Raw genomic sequence first — 14874 nt, forward strand, 5'->3', positions numbered from 1 at the left:
TTACAAGGCGAGACACCCGCCATCGACTAGGGCAGATGCGCCGTCCCGAAGCGCTCGCGATACGCCGAGGGCGCCAGCCCCGCCGCGCCACGGAAGGCATTGCGGAAGCTTTCCACGGTGCCAAAACCGCATTGCTCGGCGATTCGTTCGATACTGTCGGAACTGATCTCCAGCAGCTCGCGGGCGCGGGCCATGCGCTCGTGCTGCAGCCAAGCCTTGGGCGTCATGCCGGTGGCTTCGCTGAAACGCCGCAGGAAGGTGCGTTCGCTCATCGCCACGCGGCTCGCCAGTTCACCTACGGAAATCGAGCGGTCCAATCGCTGCCGGGCCCAGTCCAGCAGCCCAGCGAGATCGTGACGCGGCGCCTTGGCCACGGGCGCGGGAATGAACTGGGCCTGCCCGCCTCCGCGCTGCGGCGACATCACCAGCCGGCGCGCGACGGTGTTGGCGACCTGCGCGCCGAAGTCCCGCGCCACCAGATGCAGGCAGGCGTCGATACCGGCCGCGCTGCCGGCGGAAGTGATCACCCGCCCGGCATCCACGTAGAGCACCTGGGCATCGACCTCGATGGCGGGAAATCGCGAGGCCAACTCCCCGGCATAGCGCCAGTGCGTGGTCGCTCGCAGGCCATCGAGCAGTCCAGTGGCGGCCAGGACAAAGACACCGGAGCAGATCGACAGCAACCGTGCGCCTTCGGCATGCGCCCTTTGCAGCGCCGCGACCAGCTCGGCCGGAGGCGCCTCGGCACGATTGCGCCAGCCGGGAACGATGATGGTGCCGGCCGTCACCATCGCTTCCAGGCCAGCGTCGGCCAGCACCCGCACACCGCCCAGCGCGCGCATCGGCCCCTCGTCCACGGCAACGATGCGTTGGCGGTACCAGGGAAAATCGAACTCCGGACGAGGCAGTCCGAACATCTCCACGGCGATGCCGAATTCGAAGGTGCACAGGCCGTCGTAGGCGAGAACGGCGACGTCCAGGGGGTCACGCTGCATTTGGCGGAAAACTTCCGATCACTGTCCAGACCGCCACTGTAACGGACTTTTGCCCCGCCTTACAGTGGCTCCTGTCTTCCACAGGAGCCTCGCCATGCCCAACCTTGTCAGCCAGATCCCCGCCGCCCTGCCCGCCGATGCCCTCACCCACTTCAGCCGTCGACTGGCCTTCGAGACCGATTGCTCGGACGTGAACGCCGCGTGGCAGGACGGCGACGTCGACTTCGTCCTGCTCGACGTGCGCAACGCCGCCGCCTACGCCCGCGGCCACGTGCCCGGCGCGCTGAACCTGCCAACGCGGGAGATCGACACGCGGCGCATGGCGCAATTTCCGTCTGGCACCCTGTTCGTGGTCTATTGCGCCGGTCCGCACTGCAACGGCGTGCACCGCGCGGCCGCGAAGCTCGCCGCACTGGGTCTGCCGGTGAAGGAGATGATCGGCGGCGTGACCGGCTGGCTGGATGAGGGCCTGCCCCTGGTCGGCGTAGCCGGTGAGCCGCTGCGTCAGGACGGCGAAGGCATCGCCTGCGCATGCTGAAGATCCGTGCGGCAAGACCGGAGGATGTTCCGACCCTGCTCGAACTGATGCGCGAGCTGGCGGCGTTCGAGGGCTATATCGACGAGTTCGCGGTGGACGCCGACGCATTGCGCATCCGGGCTTTCGGGCCGGCAGCGCAATGCCAGGTGTTTGTCGCCGAATCGGACACGCTCCAGGGCTATGCCGTCGCGCTGAGCATTCCTTTCACCTACGACCTGCGCCCGACTGTGCGGCTGAAGGAGCTGTATGTCGTGGAGAATGGACGCAATCGCGGCATCGGCGAGCGGCTCATGCAATGTGTGGCGAGCTGGGCACGGGACCAGGGCGCTGGACGGCTGCTCTGGGACGTCCTGGCCGGCAACGATGCGGCCGGGCGCTTCTACGGCCGCCTGGGCGGCCGGCGCGAAAGGAAATGGATAGCCTACGAAATGGACGCACCGGCGCTGGACTGCCTGGCGCGAACTTAATTACTGATGGGGCGGCGGCCCGCCAGGGCGTGGGCCAGGGTGCCGCCGTCCACCAGTTCCAATTCGCCCCCCAGCGGCACACCGTGGGCGATGCGCGACAGGACCAGGCCGCTGCCACCGAGCAGTTGGGCGATGTAATGGGCGGTCGCCTCGCCTTCCACCGTCGGGTTGGTGGCGAGGATGACTTCGCTGAAGCTGCCGGCCTTGATCCGCGCTTCCAGCTCGGGAATGCCGATGGCTTCCGGGCCGAGGCCGTCCAGCGGCGAAAGATGGCCCTTGAGCACGAAATAGCGCCCGCGATAGCCGGTCTGCTCGACGGCGAACACGTCCAGCGGGCCTTCCACCACGCACAACAGGCTGTCGTCGCGGCGCGGATCGGAACACTGCGGGCAGAATTCATCTTCGGACAACGTGCGGCACTGCTTGCAGTGGCCGACGCCTTCCATCGCCTGGGTCAGCGCCTGGGCCAGGCGCAGGCCGCCGCTGCGGTCACGCTCCAGCAGCTGCAGCGCCATGCGCTGGGCACTCTTCTGCCCCACTCCGGGCAGGGTGCGCAGGGCGTCGATCAGTTGGCGGATCAGCGGGCTGAAGCTCATGGGGCGGTCTCGGGTTTTAGGAGGGTCAGAACGACTGTAGGAGCGAGCTTGCTCGCGAACCCTGCCCAACCGCGAGGGCCGGTAGAGCGTTCGCGAGCAAGCTCGCTCCTACAGGGGAAAAGCCTGGATCAGAAAGGCATCTTGAAGCCGGGCGGGAGCTGCATGCCAGCGGTCATGCCCGCCATCTTTTCCTGGTTGTTCTGCTCGATCTTGCGTACGGCGTCGTTCACCGCGGCGGCGATCAGGTCTTCGAGGATTTCCTTGTCTTCCTGCATCAGGCTGTCATCCAGGGAGACGCGCTTGACGTCGTGGCGACCGGTCATCACCACGCTCACCAAGCCGGCGCCGGATTGACCGGTCACTTCGGCGTTGGCCAGCTCTTCCTGCATCTTCTGCATCTTTTCCTGCATCTGCTGGGCCTGCTTCATCAGGCCGGCCATGCCACCTTTCATCATGTCGAGTTCCTCGATTCGTTCAGTTGTCGGCGCCGGCACTCAAGCCTTCGCCTCCAGGGGTTCGATGGTACCGTCGCGGACGACCGCGGCGAACTGTTGTTTCATCTGCAGCACGTAGGGGTCGGCGGCAATGGACGCCTCGGCCTGGCGCTGACGCTCGGCGCGCTTGCGCGCGGCGGCCTGGGCCGGGGTTTCCTGTTCGGGCTTCTGCAGGGTCACCTGCAGGGTCAGGGTGCGGCCGTGGAACTGGTTCAGCGCATCGTTGAGGCGACGCTGCTGGTTGGGGTTGAACAGCGCGCTCTGCCCCGGGTCCAGGTGCAGGTGCCAATTGTCGCCGTCTACCGCCGCCAGGGTGCAGTTGGCGCCGATGCTGGCGGTCATGCCTGCCAGGCCCAGGCGCGGGAACAGGTCCAGCCATTCGGCGGCAAGACCGGTCGCCGGCATGGCGGCAGGCTCGGGTTCCGGCTCGGAGGCTTCCTGCTGCGCTTCGCTCTCCAGATAGCCATAGGACTCCATGTCGACTTCGTAGTAGTCCTCGGCGGGCGGCGGCTCTTCGTCGCGATCGTCGTCCTCGGCCGGGGCTTCGGCTACGACCGGAGCAGGCGCTTCTACCGGTGCCGGGGCAGACACAGCTACCGCAGGTGCAGGTGCAGCAGGCTCGACTGGCGCGGGAGCGGCGGCAACTGGCGCAGCGGGTTCGTCCCACGGCAGGTCGACCGGCGCTTCGGCAACGGGCGGTTCCGGTTCCACGGCAGGAGCAACAGGCTCGGCCACGGCAGCCACTTCCGGCTGCGGTTCAACCGGGACGGGAGCCGATTCGATCACCGGCGCAGACGCAGCAACGGGCGCAGCTTCCACGACTGGAGCCGGAGCCGGAGCCGGAGCCGGAGCCGGAGCCGGAGCCGGAGCCGGAGCCGGAGCCGGAGCCGTTTGAGGTTGGGACGCTGCAACAGCCGGCGCAACCTCGGCGACCGGGGCTACTGGCGCGGCAACGGGCGGCGGCGCAATGGATGCAACCGGCGCCGCAACGGCGGCGCCGGCCACTGGGTTCGGGTTGGAATCAGCCGTGGCCTTGCTGATCCCCAGGTCCTTTAGTGGCGACCTCGGTGCGCCCTCGGCATCGGCCGGGCGGAAGGCCAGCATGCGCAACAGCACCATCTCGAAGCCGCCACGGGGATCGGGCGCCAACGGCAGGTCGCGGCGGCCGATCAAGCCCATCTGGTAGTAGAACTGCACGTCCTCGGCAGGCAGCGCCTGGGCCAGCGCCAATACGCGGTCACGGTCGCCCTGACCGTTGTCCACCGCCTCGGGCAGCGCCTGGGCGATGGCCACGCGGTGCAGCACGTTGAGCATTTCAGCCAGTACACCACCCCAGTCCGGGCCTTGCTCGGCCAGATGGCGCACTGCTTCGAGCAGCGCGCGGGCGTCGCCCTCCAGCAAGGCATGGAGCACGCCGTAGACCTGGCCGTGGTCCAGGGTTCCGAGCATGGCGCGCACATCGGCGGCCAGCACCTTGCCTTCACCAAAGGCAATCGCCTGGTCGGTGAGGCTCATGGCATCGCGCATGGAGCCGTCGGCCGCGCGACCGAGCAGCCACAGGGCATCTTCCTCGAAGGGCACGTTCTCGGCGCCCAGTACGTGGGTCAGGTGCTCCACCACCCGCTCCGGCGGCATGTTCTTCAGGGAGAACTGCAGGCAGCGCGAGAGAATGGTGACCGGCAGCTTCTGCGGATCGGTGGTGGCGAGCAGGAACTTCACGTGGGGCGGCGGCTCCTCCAGGGTCTTCAACAGGGCGTTGAAGCTGTGGCTGGAGAGCATGTGCACTTCGTCGATCAGGTAAACCTTGTAGCGCCCGCGGGTCGGCGAGTACTGCACATTGTCGAGCAGTTCGCGGGTGTCCTCGACCTTGGTGCGGCTGGCGGCGTCGACTTCGATCAGGTCGACGAAGCGGCCTTCATCGATCTCGCGGCAGACCGAGCACTGGCCACACGGAGTGGAGCTGACGCCCGTCTCGCAATTCAGGCACTTGGCCAGGATGCGGGCGATGGTGGTCTTGCCCACGCCGCGGGTACCGGTGAACAGGTAGGCGTGGTGCAGGCGCTGATTGTCCAGTGCGTTGATCAGGGCCTTGAGCACATGGGTCTGGCCGACCATTTCGCGGAACGAACGCGGACGCCATTTGCGGGCAAGAACCTGATAACTCATTGATATCCATCGCGACAGGTGAGCAGAAGTGGGCTAATCCTAGCGAAGCGGACCGTAAATTGCACCCGATGTCCGCTCTGGCCGTTAGTACATCTTGGCAACCCCTGATCCGTACAGGCATTGTGTCGCCACCACGCCGCCATCGGAGTCTAGATGCGCCTGCTCGCCATCGTCCTGCTGTTCAGCTCTGCCGTCGCCCTTGCCGAGGATCGCCCACTGCGCTTCTCGGTAGTCGACAGTTGGGCGATGCCCCTGGCACGAATCGAAGACGGCAAGCTGACCGGCGGTATTCTCCTCGAACTGTTCACCGAGGTCGCCCGCCAGGTACATCGGCCGCCGGTCTTCCATATCCTGCCCCGCGCCCGCGTAGAGCAGGCGTTGCTCAGCCATACGGTGGACGTACGCTGCTACGTCGCCCCGGCCTGGACCGAGCACGATTTCCACGATTACCGCTGGAGCGTACCGCTGATGGTCCAGCGCGACCTGCTGGTCAGTCGCGCCGGCCTCAAGGGCGACTTGCAGAGCCTTTCCGGCCAGGCCATCGGCACCGTACTCGGCTACCACTACCCGCGCCTGCAGCCGGTACTGGACAGCGGCCGGGCAACCCGCGACGAAGCGCGCAATCAGGAACTGGTACTCAAGAAGCTGCAAATTGGTCGCTACCAGTACGCGATCAGCAGCGAAATCGCCCTGGACTGGTTCAACCGCTCGCTCCCCCAGGACCAGCGTCTGACGCCCGCCAGCATCATCGAGGAAACCCCTCTGTCGTGCCTGGTACTGGACAGCCCGGAAGAGCCCGCCGACGATGTGCTTTCGGCGCTGGCGGCATTGAAGGCTTCTGGAGAGATCGAGCGGATCCTCAGCCACTATCGCTGAGGTGATGCGGCGCGGAGCGAGGGCCTGGGCTCGACGTCCGGAACGGCGGAGCGATTTTCCTGGCCCTGAAATGGAGGCGGCCCCGCCAGCCACACCCCGGCACACGATGTTCCCGCTATGGCTGCTTCCTTCCGGACCTGACCAGGTTAACAGGTAATCGTTGCGGGGGGACCGACAGGGCCACCATCGCGAATCTCGCCAGATCGACGAGCCGCGCCATTGTAGCGGCTTGTTCGCAAGTTACAAGCACTTCAAGCACTTAGGCTCGTCCTTCAAGCAATTCCTGACGCAATTCACGAATCACCGCAATAAGACAGAGAATTGCCCTACATAAACTTCAGAATTCGTGAGCAACACCGAAGCTTGAGGAACGGCACGCCCATCCGAGGCGGCCATTATCGAGCGAGGAATGCCGACATGCCTATTGCCCTGCGATCCACCACCCTCCTGACCACGCTTTTCAGCAGTCAACTCATGGCTGCTGGTGTCGTGGTCCAGTTCACTGGCGCCGTTGTCGAAGACAGCTGCCAGTTCCGGCTGCGGGATGCAACCACCAGCAGCACCCAGGTACAAGTCCGCCGATGCAACCAGACGATGCTCATGCAACTGAACGAGCCACGCGGCGGGCTGCCCAGCAAGCACTATCGGCTGACAGATACCAAAGGGCGCGCGCTGGGGCCGGAGGTCACAGCCACCGGCGGTACCGATAACATCATCCGCGCCATGACGGCAGGCGGCACCGCCGGTGCCGAGCGCAACGTGGTGCTGGTGGCCGAGTACCTGTAACGGGCGTCACTGCGCCTGAATCAGCCCTTCGGGCCGAGGCTGGGTGGAGACTTCCAGGTTCGGCCCGATGAACAGGTCCATCTTGCTGTAGCCCGGACGGGTGCTGAAGGTGGAGTAGCGCTCCGCGCCCTGGTGGAACTGGAAGGCCACGCGGTATTCACCCGAACGCAGCAGGCGCAGCGGGAAGGTGCGCGCCTCGCCCGGCTTGATCTCGCCCGCGAGGGTTTCCTCGCCATTTTCCTTGTAGCTGTAGCTCACCGCCGCCCCACCCTGAGCGTCATAGTGCAGGACGATCTGCGGGCGCTCGGTCCAGGCCACGTAGGCCCCGAACAGCAACACCAGCGCCGCCACGCCGATCAGGCGCTGCTTTCTTGCCTTGTCCATCTCGCTCTCCGCTAGCGGACGACCCGCTCCGCCTGGCGCGGAGCGGGCCTGCCGATCAGTTCAGGCTGTCGACCAGGGCCTTGGCCGGGACCAGGCGAACCGACTTCTTCGCGGCGATCTGGATGGCCTTGCCGGTCTGCGGGTTGCGGCCGGTACGGGCGGCGCGCTCGCTGACCTTGAGCTTGCCGATGCCCGGCAGGGTCAGCTCGCCATCGTTCTCCAGGGCATCCTGGGCGATCTGCGCCAGTTGCTCGAACACACCGCGTACGGCGGCCTGGGTCAGGTCGAGGGATTCGGCGATGTCGCGAACCAGTTGGTCCTTGGTCATGGGCATGGAATAGCTCCTTGATGCATTGATCGTGATTCTTTGATCGGAAGAAAGGCGTGTCAGGCGCCGATGCCGTGGTCGGCCAGCAGCTTGACCAGCTGCTCTTCGTCCATCACGGCGACGCCGAGTTCCTGGGCCTTGGCCAACTTTGAGCCCGCGCCCGGTCCGGCCACCACGCAATGGGTCTTGGCCGAGACCGAACCAGCCACCTTGGCGCCCAGGCTTTCGAGTTTTTCCTTGGCGACGTCGCGGCTCATGGCCTCCAGGGTGCCGGTGAGCACCCAGGTCTGGCCGGCCAACGGCAGACCTTCGACCACCTTGCGCTCGCTGCGCCAGTGCATGCCGAAGTCCAGCAACTGCGCTTCGACGGCCTTGGCGCGCTCGACGCGGGCGGCGTCGGCAAAGTATTCGCGCACGGACTGCTTGGCCTTTTCATTCACGCCCTTGAGCGTACTGAGATCCAGCCAGTCCTGGCTGAGGGCGATCAGCGCGTCGAGGCTGCCGGTCTTGTCGGCCAGCTTCTCGGCGCCGGTGGCGGCAATGAAGGGAATGTTCAGCTTGTCGATGAAGCCGGCCAGGGTCGCACAGGCGGCGAATTCGGCGGAAACCTCGCCCTCCTCCTGCAACTGAACGCCGTGCCCCGGATCGAGCAGCTCGGCGATGACGGTGCGGTTGTGCTCGTCATCGAAGAAGTTGTGGATCTCATAGGCCACTTCCGCGCCTACGTCCGGCAGGTAGGTCAGCACCTCCGGCAACGCCTTCTGCACGCGCGCCAGCGAGCCCAGGGAGCGTGCCAGCAGCTTGGCGGTCTCCTCGCCCACATCGGGGATGCCCAGGGCGAAGATGAAACGCGCCAGGCTCGGCTTGCGACTCTCGGCAATGGAGCCCAGCAGGTTGCGCGTGGAAACTTCGGCGAAGCCTTCCAACTCGATGACCTGTTCATAGGTCAGGGTGTAGAGGTCGGCCGGCGATTTCACCAGGCCCTTGTCTACCAGTTGCTCGACGATCTTGTCGCCGAGGCCGTCGATGTCCATGGCGCGGCGCGAGACGAAGTGGATGATCGCCTGCTTGAGCTGCGCCTGGCAGAACAGCCGGCCGACGCAGCGGTAGATGGCGCCTTCGCTGACCGATTCCTTGCCCTTGCTGCGCTTGACCAGCTGGGTACGCTCGACCTGCGAGCCACACACCGGGCACTCGGTGGGGATCTGCACCTGGCGCGCATCCGCCGGGCGGCGCTCGGTGACCACCTGCATGACCTGCGGGATCACGTCGCCGGCGCGGCGAATGATCACGGTGTCACCGATCATCAGGCCCAAGCGGGCGACTTCGTCCATGTTGTGCAAGGTGGCGTTGGACACGGTCACCCCAGCCACCTGCACGGGCTTCAGGCGCGCCACGGGGGTCACGGCCCCCGTACGTCCGACCTGGAACTCCACGTCGAGCAGTTCGGTGAGCTCTTCGCGGGCCGGGAACTTGTGGGCGATGGCCCAGCGCGGTTCGCGAGCGCGGAAGCCCAGTTCGCGCTGGAAATCGATGCGGTTGACCTTGAACACCACGCCATCGATCTCGTAGGCGAGGCTGTCGCGGCGGGCGCCGATGTCCTCGTAGTAGGCGCGGCAGCCTTCGACGCCCTTGGCCAGCTTCAGCTCGCGACTGATCGGAATGCCCCAGCCTTTCAAGGCTTCGAGGATGCCAATCTGGGTGCCCGGCAGCGTACCGCCTTCGACGCGGCCGAAGCCGTAGCAGCAGAACTCCAGCGGGCGGCTGGCGGTGATCTTCGAATCCAGCTGACGCAGGCTGCCGGCCGCGGCATTACGCGGGTTGGCAAAGGTCTTGCCACCGGCCTCCATCTGCCGCTCGTTGAGCGCCTCGAAGCCAGCCTTGGACATGAAGACTTCGCCACGCACTTCCAGCACCGCCGGCCAGCCCTCGCCCTTGAGGCGCAGCGGCACGTTGCGGATGGTGCGCACGTTGACGCTGATGTCTTCGCCGGTGGTGCCATCGCCACGGGTGGCACCACGGGTGAGCAAACCGTTTTCGTACAACAGGCTGACCGCCAGGCCATCCAGCTTGGGCTCGCAGCTGTATTCCACCTCGGCGCCGCCGCCGAACAGGTCGGAGGACGGCAGCTGGTCGGCCAGGCCTTCGCGCACGCGACGGTCGAAGTCGTTCAGGTCCTGCTCCTCGAAGGCGTTGCCCAGGCTGAGCATCGGCACCTCGTGACGCACCTCGCCGAAGGCCGAAGCCGCTGCCCCGCCGACGCGCTGGGTCGGCGACTCGGGGGTGATCAGCTCGGGATGCTCGGTTTCCAGCGCCTTCAGCTCGCGGAACAGGCGGTCGTACTCGGCATCCGGCACGCTGGGCTCGTCGAGCACGTAGTAGCGATAGTTGTGGTCGTCGAGCTCGCTGCGCAGCTGGGCAATGCGTTCGGCAGCGGTCTGGGAGTCGGTCATGCGGGAATCTCGGGCGGCTGTTTCTTCTTGAGAGGGTGGCGGCTAGAAACGCAAAGCCCCAAGGGTGGCTTGGGGCTTGTGTGGTCGGCGTGCGGAAAGCTTAGCGCTTCTGGGTCAGCGCACGCCGCTCGAAGTCGATGATGCGCTGGCGGTAGTGCTCGATGGTCTGAGCGGTCATCACGCTGCGCTGCTCGTCCTTCAGCTCGCCATTGAGCTCCTGGGCCAGCTTGCGGGCGGCGGCGATCATCACGTCGAACGCCTGCTTGGGATGGCGCGGCCCCGGCAGGCCGAGGAAGAAGCTCACGGCGCGGGTGCTGAACTGGTCGATGTTGTCCAGATCGAAGGTGCCCGGCTTGACCGCGTTGGCCATGGAGAACAGCACTTCGCCGTTGCCGGCCATGCTCTCGTGGCGGTGGAAGATGTCCATCTCGCCGTAGCGCAGGCCGCTTTCCAGGATGTTCTGCAGCAGGGCCGGGCCCTTGAAACCGTTTTCGTCGCGGCTGATGACGTTGATGATCAGCACTTCCTCGACCGGAGCCAGAGGCGCGGAGGAAGCAGCAGCGGCCGGGGCTGCGGCGCGCTCCTTGTCCTTCTTGCGTTCCTTCCTGGGCTTTTCCTTTTCCTGCGGGGCTTCGTCCAGCGGGTTGGGGAAATCTTCCTCGTCCAGCGGGCCGAGCAGGTTCGGCGCCGGGTCGTCCAGGTTCAGGTCGCCCTGGCGCGGCTCACCGCGACGCTTGCCTCGGGAGTCCTTGGCGCTGACCTTGGGCAGGTCTTCCTCGTCAAGCGCCGGCTCGCGATGCTCGACCACGCGGGACGGCCCGAGCAGTTCGGGGTTGCTGTCATCCCCATCGTCAGGCTGGTTGGCGAAGTGGCGATCCAGTTTGAAGCGCAACTTGCCCTTGCCACCCCGCATACGACGCCAGCCGTCGAACAGAATGCCGGCGATCACGATAAGCCCAATGACGATCAGCCATTCGCGCAGACCGATATCCATCTAATCCCGTAGCCCCTGAACAAAAAATGATGATGAAAAAAAGGACATCCTATCCCTTGAAAACGTGGAGCCAACTTCATGTTCTGAATGATGTTTTCCACGCGATACAAAAGTGGGCGTTAAGCTAACACGCTCGCACGCAACTTTACACTGCTTGTGGCGACACTCCGCCTGCTCTTTGCAACTTTTCATAGCCTATCGCGAGTTCGTCCCTGGCGCGATGGCTACCTCAATATAATCAATGCCTTACAAGCGTAGCCCAGTATTCCGAACTAGCCTGGCAAGTTGTATCCGGATCAGGCTTCGGCCAGCGCCACCGCCTCCTCGACATCCACTGCCACCAGTCGCGAACAACCCGGTTCGTGCATCGTCACACCCATCAATTGATCGGCCATCTCCATGGCGATCTTGTTGTGGGTGATATAGATGAACTGCACTTTCTCCGACATCTCCTTCACCAGCCGCGCATAACGGCCGACGTTGGCATCGTCCAGCGGCGCATCGACTTCGTCGAGCATACAGAACGGTGCCGGGTTCAGCTGGAAGATCGCAAACACCAGCGCCAGGGCGGTCAGAGCCTTCTCGCCGCCGGACAGCAGATGGATGGTGCTGTTCTTCTTGCCCGGCGGGCGCGCCATGATCGCCACCCCGGTATCGAGTAGATCCTCGCCGGTAAGTTCCAGATAAGCATGACCACCGCCGAAAACCTTGGGGAACAATGCCTGAAGGCCAGCATTGATCTGGTCGAAGGTTTCCTTGAAGCGGTTGCGGGTTTCCTTGTCGATCTTGCGGATCACGTTTTCCAGGGTGTCCAGCGCTTCCACCAGGTCATCGTTCTGGTCATCCAGGTAGCGCTTGCGCTCGGATTGCTGCTGGTATTCCTCGATCGCCGCGAGGTTGATCGGGCCCAGGCGACCGATGCGCGCGGCCAGCTCTTCCAGGCGGGTTTCCCAGACCTTTTCGGCGGCGTCGTGCGGCAAGGTGCCGAGCACGCCATGCAGGTCGTAGCCGTCTTCGTGGAGCTGCTCCTGCAGCGACTTGCGCCGCACGCTCAGGGCCTGCCATTCCATGCGCTGCTGCTCCAGCTGGCCACGCAGCAGTTGCGACTGCTGCTCGGCCTGGGTGCGGCGCTTCTCCGCATCACGCAGTTGGCGGTCGGCGTCTTCCAGCGCGAGGCGCGCGTGCTTGAGCTCGTCCTCGACGGCCATGCGCCGGTCGAGCAGTTCTTCCAGGCGCATGCGCAGCTCTTCCAGCGGCGCGGCGCCCTCCTCCAGATTGAGGCTGAGCTGCTCGCAGCGCTCGACCAGGCGCACCGCCTGGCTGTCCAGGCGCTCCAGCGCCTGGCGAGTGGATTCGTGCTGGGCGCGCAGGGAACCGACGCGCACCGCTAATTGGTGGGCATGATCCTTGTGCTGGCGGGACTCCTGGCGGATGCGGTCGAGCTTCTCGCGCATGCCGTCGCGCTCGGCCAGCAGGGCTTCGCGGCGCTCAGTGTCGACCGCCATGGCGTCCAGCGCTTCCTGCAGGCTCAGGCGGGCCTCACCCAACTGCTCCTGCTCGATGGCGTGCTGCTCGGCCAGCTCGGCCAGTTCCTCGTCCAGACGGCGACGGCGCAGGGTCAGCTGTTCGACCTTGGCCTGCTGCGCGGACAGCTGCGCCTTCAGCTCGCCCTGGCGGCGGCCTTCGTCCTGCAGACGGCGGCGCACCTGGTCGCGGCCTTCCTCGGACTGACGCTGCTCATCACGCAGGCGCACCAGTTGTTCTTCAACTTCCGCCAGGCGCTGCTCCAGCGTCTCGCGTTCGGCGTACAGGCGCTCCAGCTCCTGGCCGCGCGCCAGCACGCCGCCATCGGCGGACTCGCCACGGCGCACGCGCAGGAAGTTGCGGCCGACCCAGTAGCCATCACGGCTGATCAGGCTTTCGCCATCACCCAGCGAAGCGCGCTGCGCCAGCGCCTGGTCGAGGCTCTCCACCGGGCGCACGCGGCCCAGCCAGTAGCTCAGGTCAACCTTGGTCTCGACCTTTTCCAGCAGGCTGCCGGGACGGGAAACGGCGCCGGCGGCCAGATCAAGCAGGCGCAGCTCGCCCTTTTCCAGCGCGTCGAACGGCAAGCCTTTCACGTCATCCAGCAGCACGCCGTGCAGGTCGGCGCCGAGCACGGTTTCCACCGCCAGCTCCCAGCCCGGCTGCACACGCAGGCCTTCGGCGAGACGCGGACGCTGCTCCAGGCCCTGCTGACGCAGCCATTGCGCGGTGCCATCGCCCGGATCGAGCGCGGCCTGCTGCAACGCCTCCAGCGAGGAGATGCGGCCGTTCAGGCGCTGCAATTCGCCATGCGCCTGGTGCTGCGCGGCGGTGCTTTCCTGCAGGGACTGACGTACGCGCTCCAGGCGCTCGGCCAGCTCCTGCTCTTCGATCTGCAACTCTTCCAGCAGCAGCTCGATGGCGGCGACCTGCTCACCCAGTTCGAGAATCGCGGCATCTTCCGGATCGGCGGCCAATTGCGCGCGCTCGTCGTTCAGACGGCGCTGGCGCTCACCCTGGCGCTCCAGGCTCAGTTCCAGGTGCTGGATGCGCGACTGCTGCACTTCCGCTTCGCGGCGCGGCTCGGCGCTCTGCTGGTTGAAGGCATCCCAGCGCTGCTGCCAATCGTGCATGCGCTGTTCGGCTTCTTCCAGGCCAACGGTCGCCTCTTCGGCGGCGGCGGCGCTGATTTCCTGTTCCGGGGCCAGACGCTCCAGTTCCTCGACCAGCGTGGACAGCAGCGTGCGGTCGTGGCCCAGGTGGGATTCGGTTTCCTGGCGGGACTTTTCAGCCTCGCGCAGGTCGTCCTGCAACTGGCGCAGGCGCTGCTGGCCGTGCTGGATGCTCTGCTCGACACGGGCGATGTCGCCGCCCACGGAGTAGAAGCGGCCCTGGACCTGATTGAAGCTTTCCGACAGCTCGTGATGGCCGTCGCGCAGGCGCTCGATGCTGGCGTCGGCGCTGCGCTGCTCGGCCACCAGGGCCTCGAAGGCCACCTCCTGATCGCCGATCACCCGCTCCTTCTGCCCGACCTGTTCGTTCAGGTCGCGCCAACGCAGGGCGCCGAGCTGAGCCTTGAGCGTACGCTCCTCGGCCTTGAACTCCTGGTACTTCTCCGCCGACTGGGCCTGGCGGTGCAAGCGTTCCAGCTGGCGCTCCAGCTCTTCGCGCAGGTCGGTCAGGCGCGCCAGGTTTTCCTGGGTGCGGCGGATGCGGTTCTCGGTCTCGCGGCGGCGCTCCTTGTACTTGGAGATGCCGGCGGCTTCCTCGATGAAGTTGCGCAGGTCCTCCGGCTTGGCCTCGATCAGCTTGGAGATCATGCCCTGTTCGATGATCGAGTAGCTGCGCGGGCCCAGGCCGGTGCCGAGGAAGATATCCGTGATATCGCGGCGCCGGCACTTGGTGCCGTTGAGGAAGTAGGTGTTCTGGCCGTCGCGGGTGACGCGGCGGCGAATGGAAATCTCGGTGTAGCTGGCGTACTCGCCCAGCAGGGTCTGGTCGGAGTTGTCGAACACCAGTTCGATGGACGCCTGGGTCACCGGCTTGCGGGTGTTGGAGCCATTGAAGATGACGTCGGTCATCGACTCGCCACGGAGGTTCTTCGCCGAACTTTCACCCATTACCCAGCGAACGGCGTCGATGATGTTGGACTTGCCGCAACCGTTGGGGCCGACCACCGCCGCCATGTTGCTCGGGAAACTGACCGTCGTCGGGTCGACGAAGGACTTGAAGCCCGCCAGCTTGATGCACTTGAGCCGCATGCGCCCTCCCCC

At 65.7% G+C, this 14874-nt stretch carries 13 protein-coding genes and 1 other RNA gene; 4 read left to right on the forward strand and 10 right to left on the reverse strand.

Annotation, left to right across the window (positions count from 1 at the left end):
* Positions 1-26: 26 nt before the first annotated feature.
* Positions 27-995: a transcriptional regulator FtrA gene (gene ftrA, locus SD196_RS17810; protein WP_416310492.1), complete on the reverse strand. Its 969-nt coding sequence runs from the start codon at positions 993-995 to the stop codon at positions 27-29.
* 94 nt (positions 996-1089) lie between these two features.
* Between ftrA and SD196_RS17815 the strand changes: the two genes are divergently transcribed.
* Both SD196_RS17815 and SD196_RS17820 read left to right on the forward strand, forming a co-directional pair.
* Positions 1090-1533, forward strand: a complete 444-nt coding sequence (locus SD196_RS17815; protein ID WP_416310493.1) for a rhodanese-like domain-containing protein — start codon at positions 1090-1092, stop codon at positions 1531-1533.
* Complete coding sequence (locus SD196_RS17820; protein ID WP_275611170.1) at positions 1527-2000, forward strand: GNAT family N-acetyltransferase; 474 nt, start codon at positions 1527-1529, stop codon at positions 1998-2000. Before SD196_RS17815 ends, SD196_RS17820 begins: the two co-directional genes overlap by 7 nt.
* Here the strand turns inward: SD196_RS17820 and recR are convergent.
* The 3 genes from recR to dnaX all read right to left on the reverse strand — a co-directional run bounded on the left by recR (position 1997) and on the right by dnaX (position 5256).
* Complete coding sequence (gene recR / locus SD196_RS17825; protein WP_275611169.1) at positions 1997-2596, reverse strand: recombination mediator RecR; 600 nt, start codon at positions 2594-2596, stop codon at positions 1997-1999. The two genes, SD196_RS17820 and recR, sit on opposite strands and share 4 nt — an antisense overlap.
* A 128-nt stretch (positions 2597-2724) precedes the next feature.
* Positions 2725-3051, reverse strand: coding sequence for a YbaB/EbfC family nucleoid-associated protein (locus SD196_RS17830; protein WP_009619439.1), 327 nt, complete (start codon positions 3049-3051; stop codon positions 2725-2727).
* A 39-nt stretch (positions 3052-3090) separates the two neighbouring features.
* Positions 3091-5256 (reverse strand): DNA polymerase III subunit gamma/tau, encoded by a 2166-nt coding sequence (dnaX, locus tag SD196_RS17835; RefSeq protein WP_416310494.1) that lies wholly within the window; start codon positions 5254-5256, stop codon positions 3091-3093.
* A gap of 153 nt (positions 5257-5409) precedes the next feature.
* Here dnaX and SD196_RS17840 point away from each other — a divergent pair, with 153 nt between their 5' ends.
* A complete protein-coding gene (locus tag SD196_RS17840; protein ID WP_275611167.1) occupies positions 5410-6132 on the forward strand; it encodes a substrate-binding periplasmic protein in 723 nt (240 codons plus the stop codon).
* Between the two features lie 80 nt (positions 6133-6212).
* On the opposite strand, the gene ffs is transcribed toward SD196_RS17840, so the two are convergent.
* Positions 6213-6309: signal recognition particle sRNA small type (gene ffs, locus SD196_RS17845), an RNA gene on the reverse strand.
* Between the two features lie 240 nt (positions 6310-6549).
* Between ffs and SD196_RS17850 the strand changes: the two genes are divergently transcribed.
* Entirely contained in the window at positions 6550-6918 is a 369-nt protein-coding gene (locus SD196_RS17850; protein ID WP_343572984.1) for a hypothetical protein, read from the forward strand.
* A gap of 6 nt (positions 6919-6924) precedes the next feature.
* Here the strand turns inward: SD196_RS17850 and SD196_RS17855 are convergent, their stop codons facing one another.
* The 5 genes from SD196_RS17855 to smc form a co-directional block, all read right to left on the reverse strand.
* A complete protein-coding gene (locus tag SD196_RS17855; RefSeq protein ID WP_275611165.1) occupies positions 6925-7302 on the reverse strand; it encodes a hypothetical protein in 378 nt (125 codons plus the stop codon).
* A 55-nt stretch (positions 7303-7357) separates the two neighbouring features.
* A complete protein-coding gene (locus SD196_RS17860) occupies positions 7358-7636 on the reverse strand; it encodes an HU family DNA-binding protein (protein WP_416310495.1) in 279 nt (92 codons plus the stop codon).
* Positions 7637-7689: 53 nt separating this feature from the next.
* On the reverse strand, positions 7690-10083 hold the full coding sequence (ligA, locus tag SD196_RS17865; RefSeq protein WP_343572981.1) for an NAD-dependent DNA ligase LigA: 2394 nt from the start codon (positions 10081-10083) through the stop codon (positions 7690-7692).
* A 100-nt stretch (positions 10084-10183) separates the two neighbouring features.
* Entirely contained in the window at positions 10184-11077 is an 894-nt protein-coding gene (gene zipA, locus SD196_RS17870) for a cell division protein ZipA (RefSeq protein WP_275611163.1), read from the reverse strand.
* Between the two features lie 296 nt (positions 11078-11373).
* Entirely contained in the window at positions 11374-14862 is a 3489-nt protein-coding gene (gene smc / locus SD196_RS17875; protein ID WP_416310496.1) for a chromosome segregation protein SMC, read from the reverse strand.
* Positions 14863-14874: the final 12 nt, after the last annotated feature.

This window comes from Pseudomonas macauensis (assembly GCF_047902425.1).
GTDB lineage: Bacteria > Pseudomonadota > Gammaproteobacteria > Pseudomonadales > Pseudomonadaceae > Pseudomonas.

What these genes read in the sequence shown, in the direction of transcription:
- SD196_RS17850 (WP_343572984.1), top strand. Translation starts at nt 6,550, where the DNA reads ATGCCTATTGCCCTGCGATCCACCACCCTCCTGACCACGCTTTTCAGC.
- SD196_RS17830 (WP_009619439.1), bottom strand. Translation starts at nt 3,051, where the DNA reads ATGATGAAAGGTGGCATGGCCGGCCTGATGAAGCAGGCCCAGCAGATG.
- SD196_RS17840 (WP_275611167.1), top strand. Translation starts at nt 5,410, where the DNA reads ATGCGCCTGCTCGCCATCGTCCTGCTGTTCAGCTCTGCCGTCGCCCTT.
- SD196_RS17860 (WP_416310495.1), bottom strand. Translation starts at nt 7,636, where the DNA reads ATGCCCATGACCAAGGACCAACTGGTTCGCGACATCGCCGAATCCCTC.
- dnaX (WP_416310494.1), bottom strand. Translation starts at nt 5,256, where the DNA reads ATGAGTTATCAGGTTCTTGCCCGCAAATGGCGTCCGCGTTCGTTCCGC.
- SD196_RS17815 (WP_416310493.1), top strand. Translation starts at nt 1,090, where the DNA reads ATGCCCAACCTTGTCAGCCAGATCCCCGCCGCCCTGCCCGCCGATGCC.
- SD196_RS17820 (WP_275611170.1), top strand. Translation starts at nt 1,527, where the DNA reads ATGCTGAAGATCCGTGCGGCAAGACCGGAGGATGTTCCGACCCTGCTC.
- smc (WP_416310496.1), bottom strand. Translation starts at nt 14,862, where the DNA reads ATGCGGCTCAAGTGCATCAAGCTGGCGGGCTTCAAGTCCTTCGTCGAC.
- ftrA (WP_416310492.1), bottom strand. Translation starts at nt 995, where the DNA reads ATGCAGCGTGACCCCCTGGACGTCGCCGTTCTCGCCTACGACGGCCTG.
- zipA (WP_275611163.1), bottom strand. Translation starts at nt 11,077, where the DNA reads ATGGATATCGGTCTGCGCGAATGGCTGATCGTCATTGGGCTTATCGTG.
- recR (WP_275611169.1), bottom strand. Translation starts at nt 2,596, where the DNA reads ATGAGCTTCAGCCCGCTGATCCGCCAACTGATCGACGCCCTGCGCACC.
- ligA (WP_343572981.1), bottom strand. Translation starts at nt 10,083, where the DNA reads ATGACCGACTCCCAGACCGCTGCCGAACGCATTGCCCAGCTGCGCAGC.
- SD196_RS17855 (WP_275611165.1), bottom strand. Translation starts at nt 7,302, where the DNA reads ATGGACAAGGCAAGAAAGCAGCGCCTGATCGGCGTGGCGGCGCTGGTG.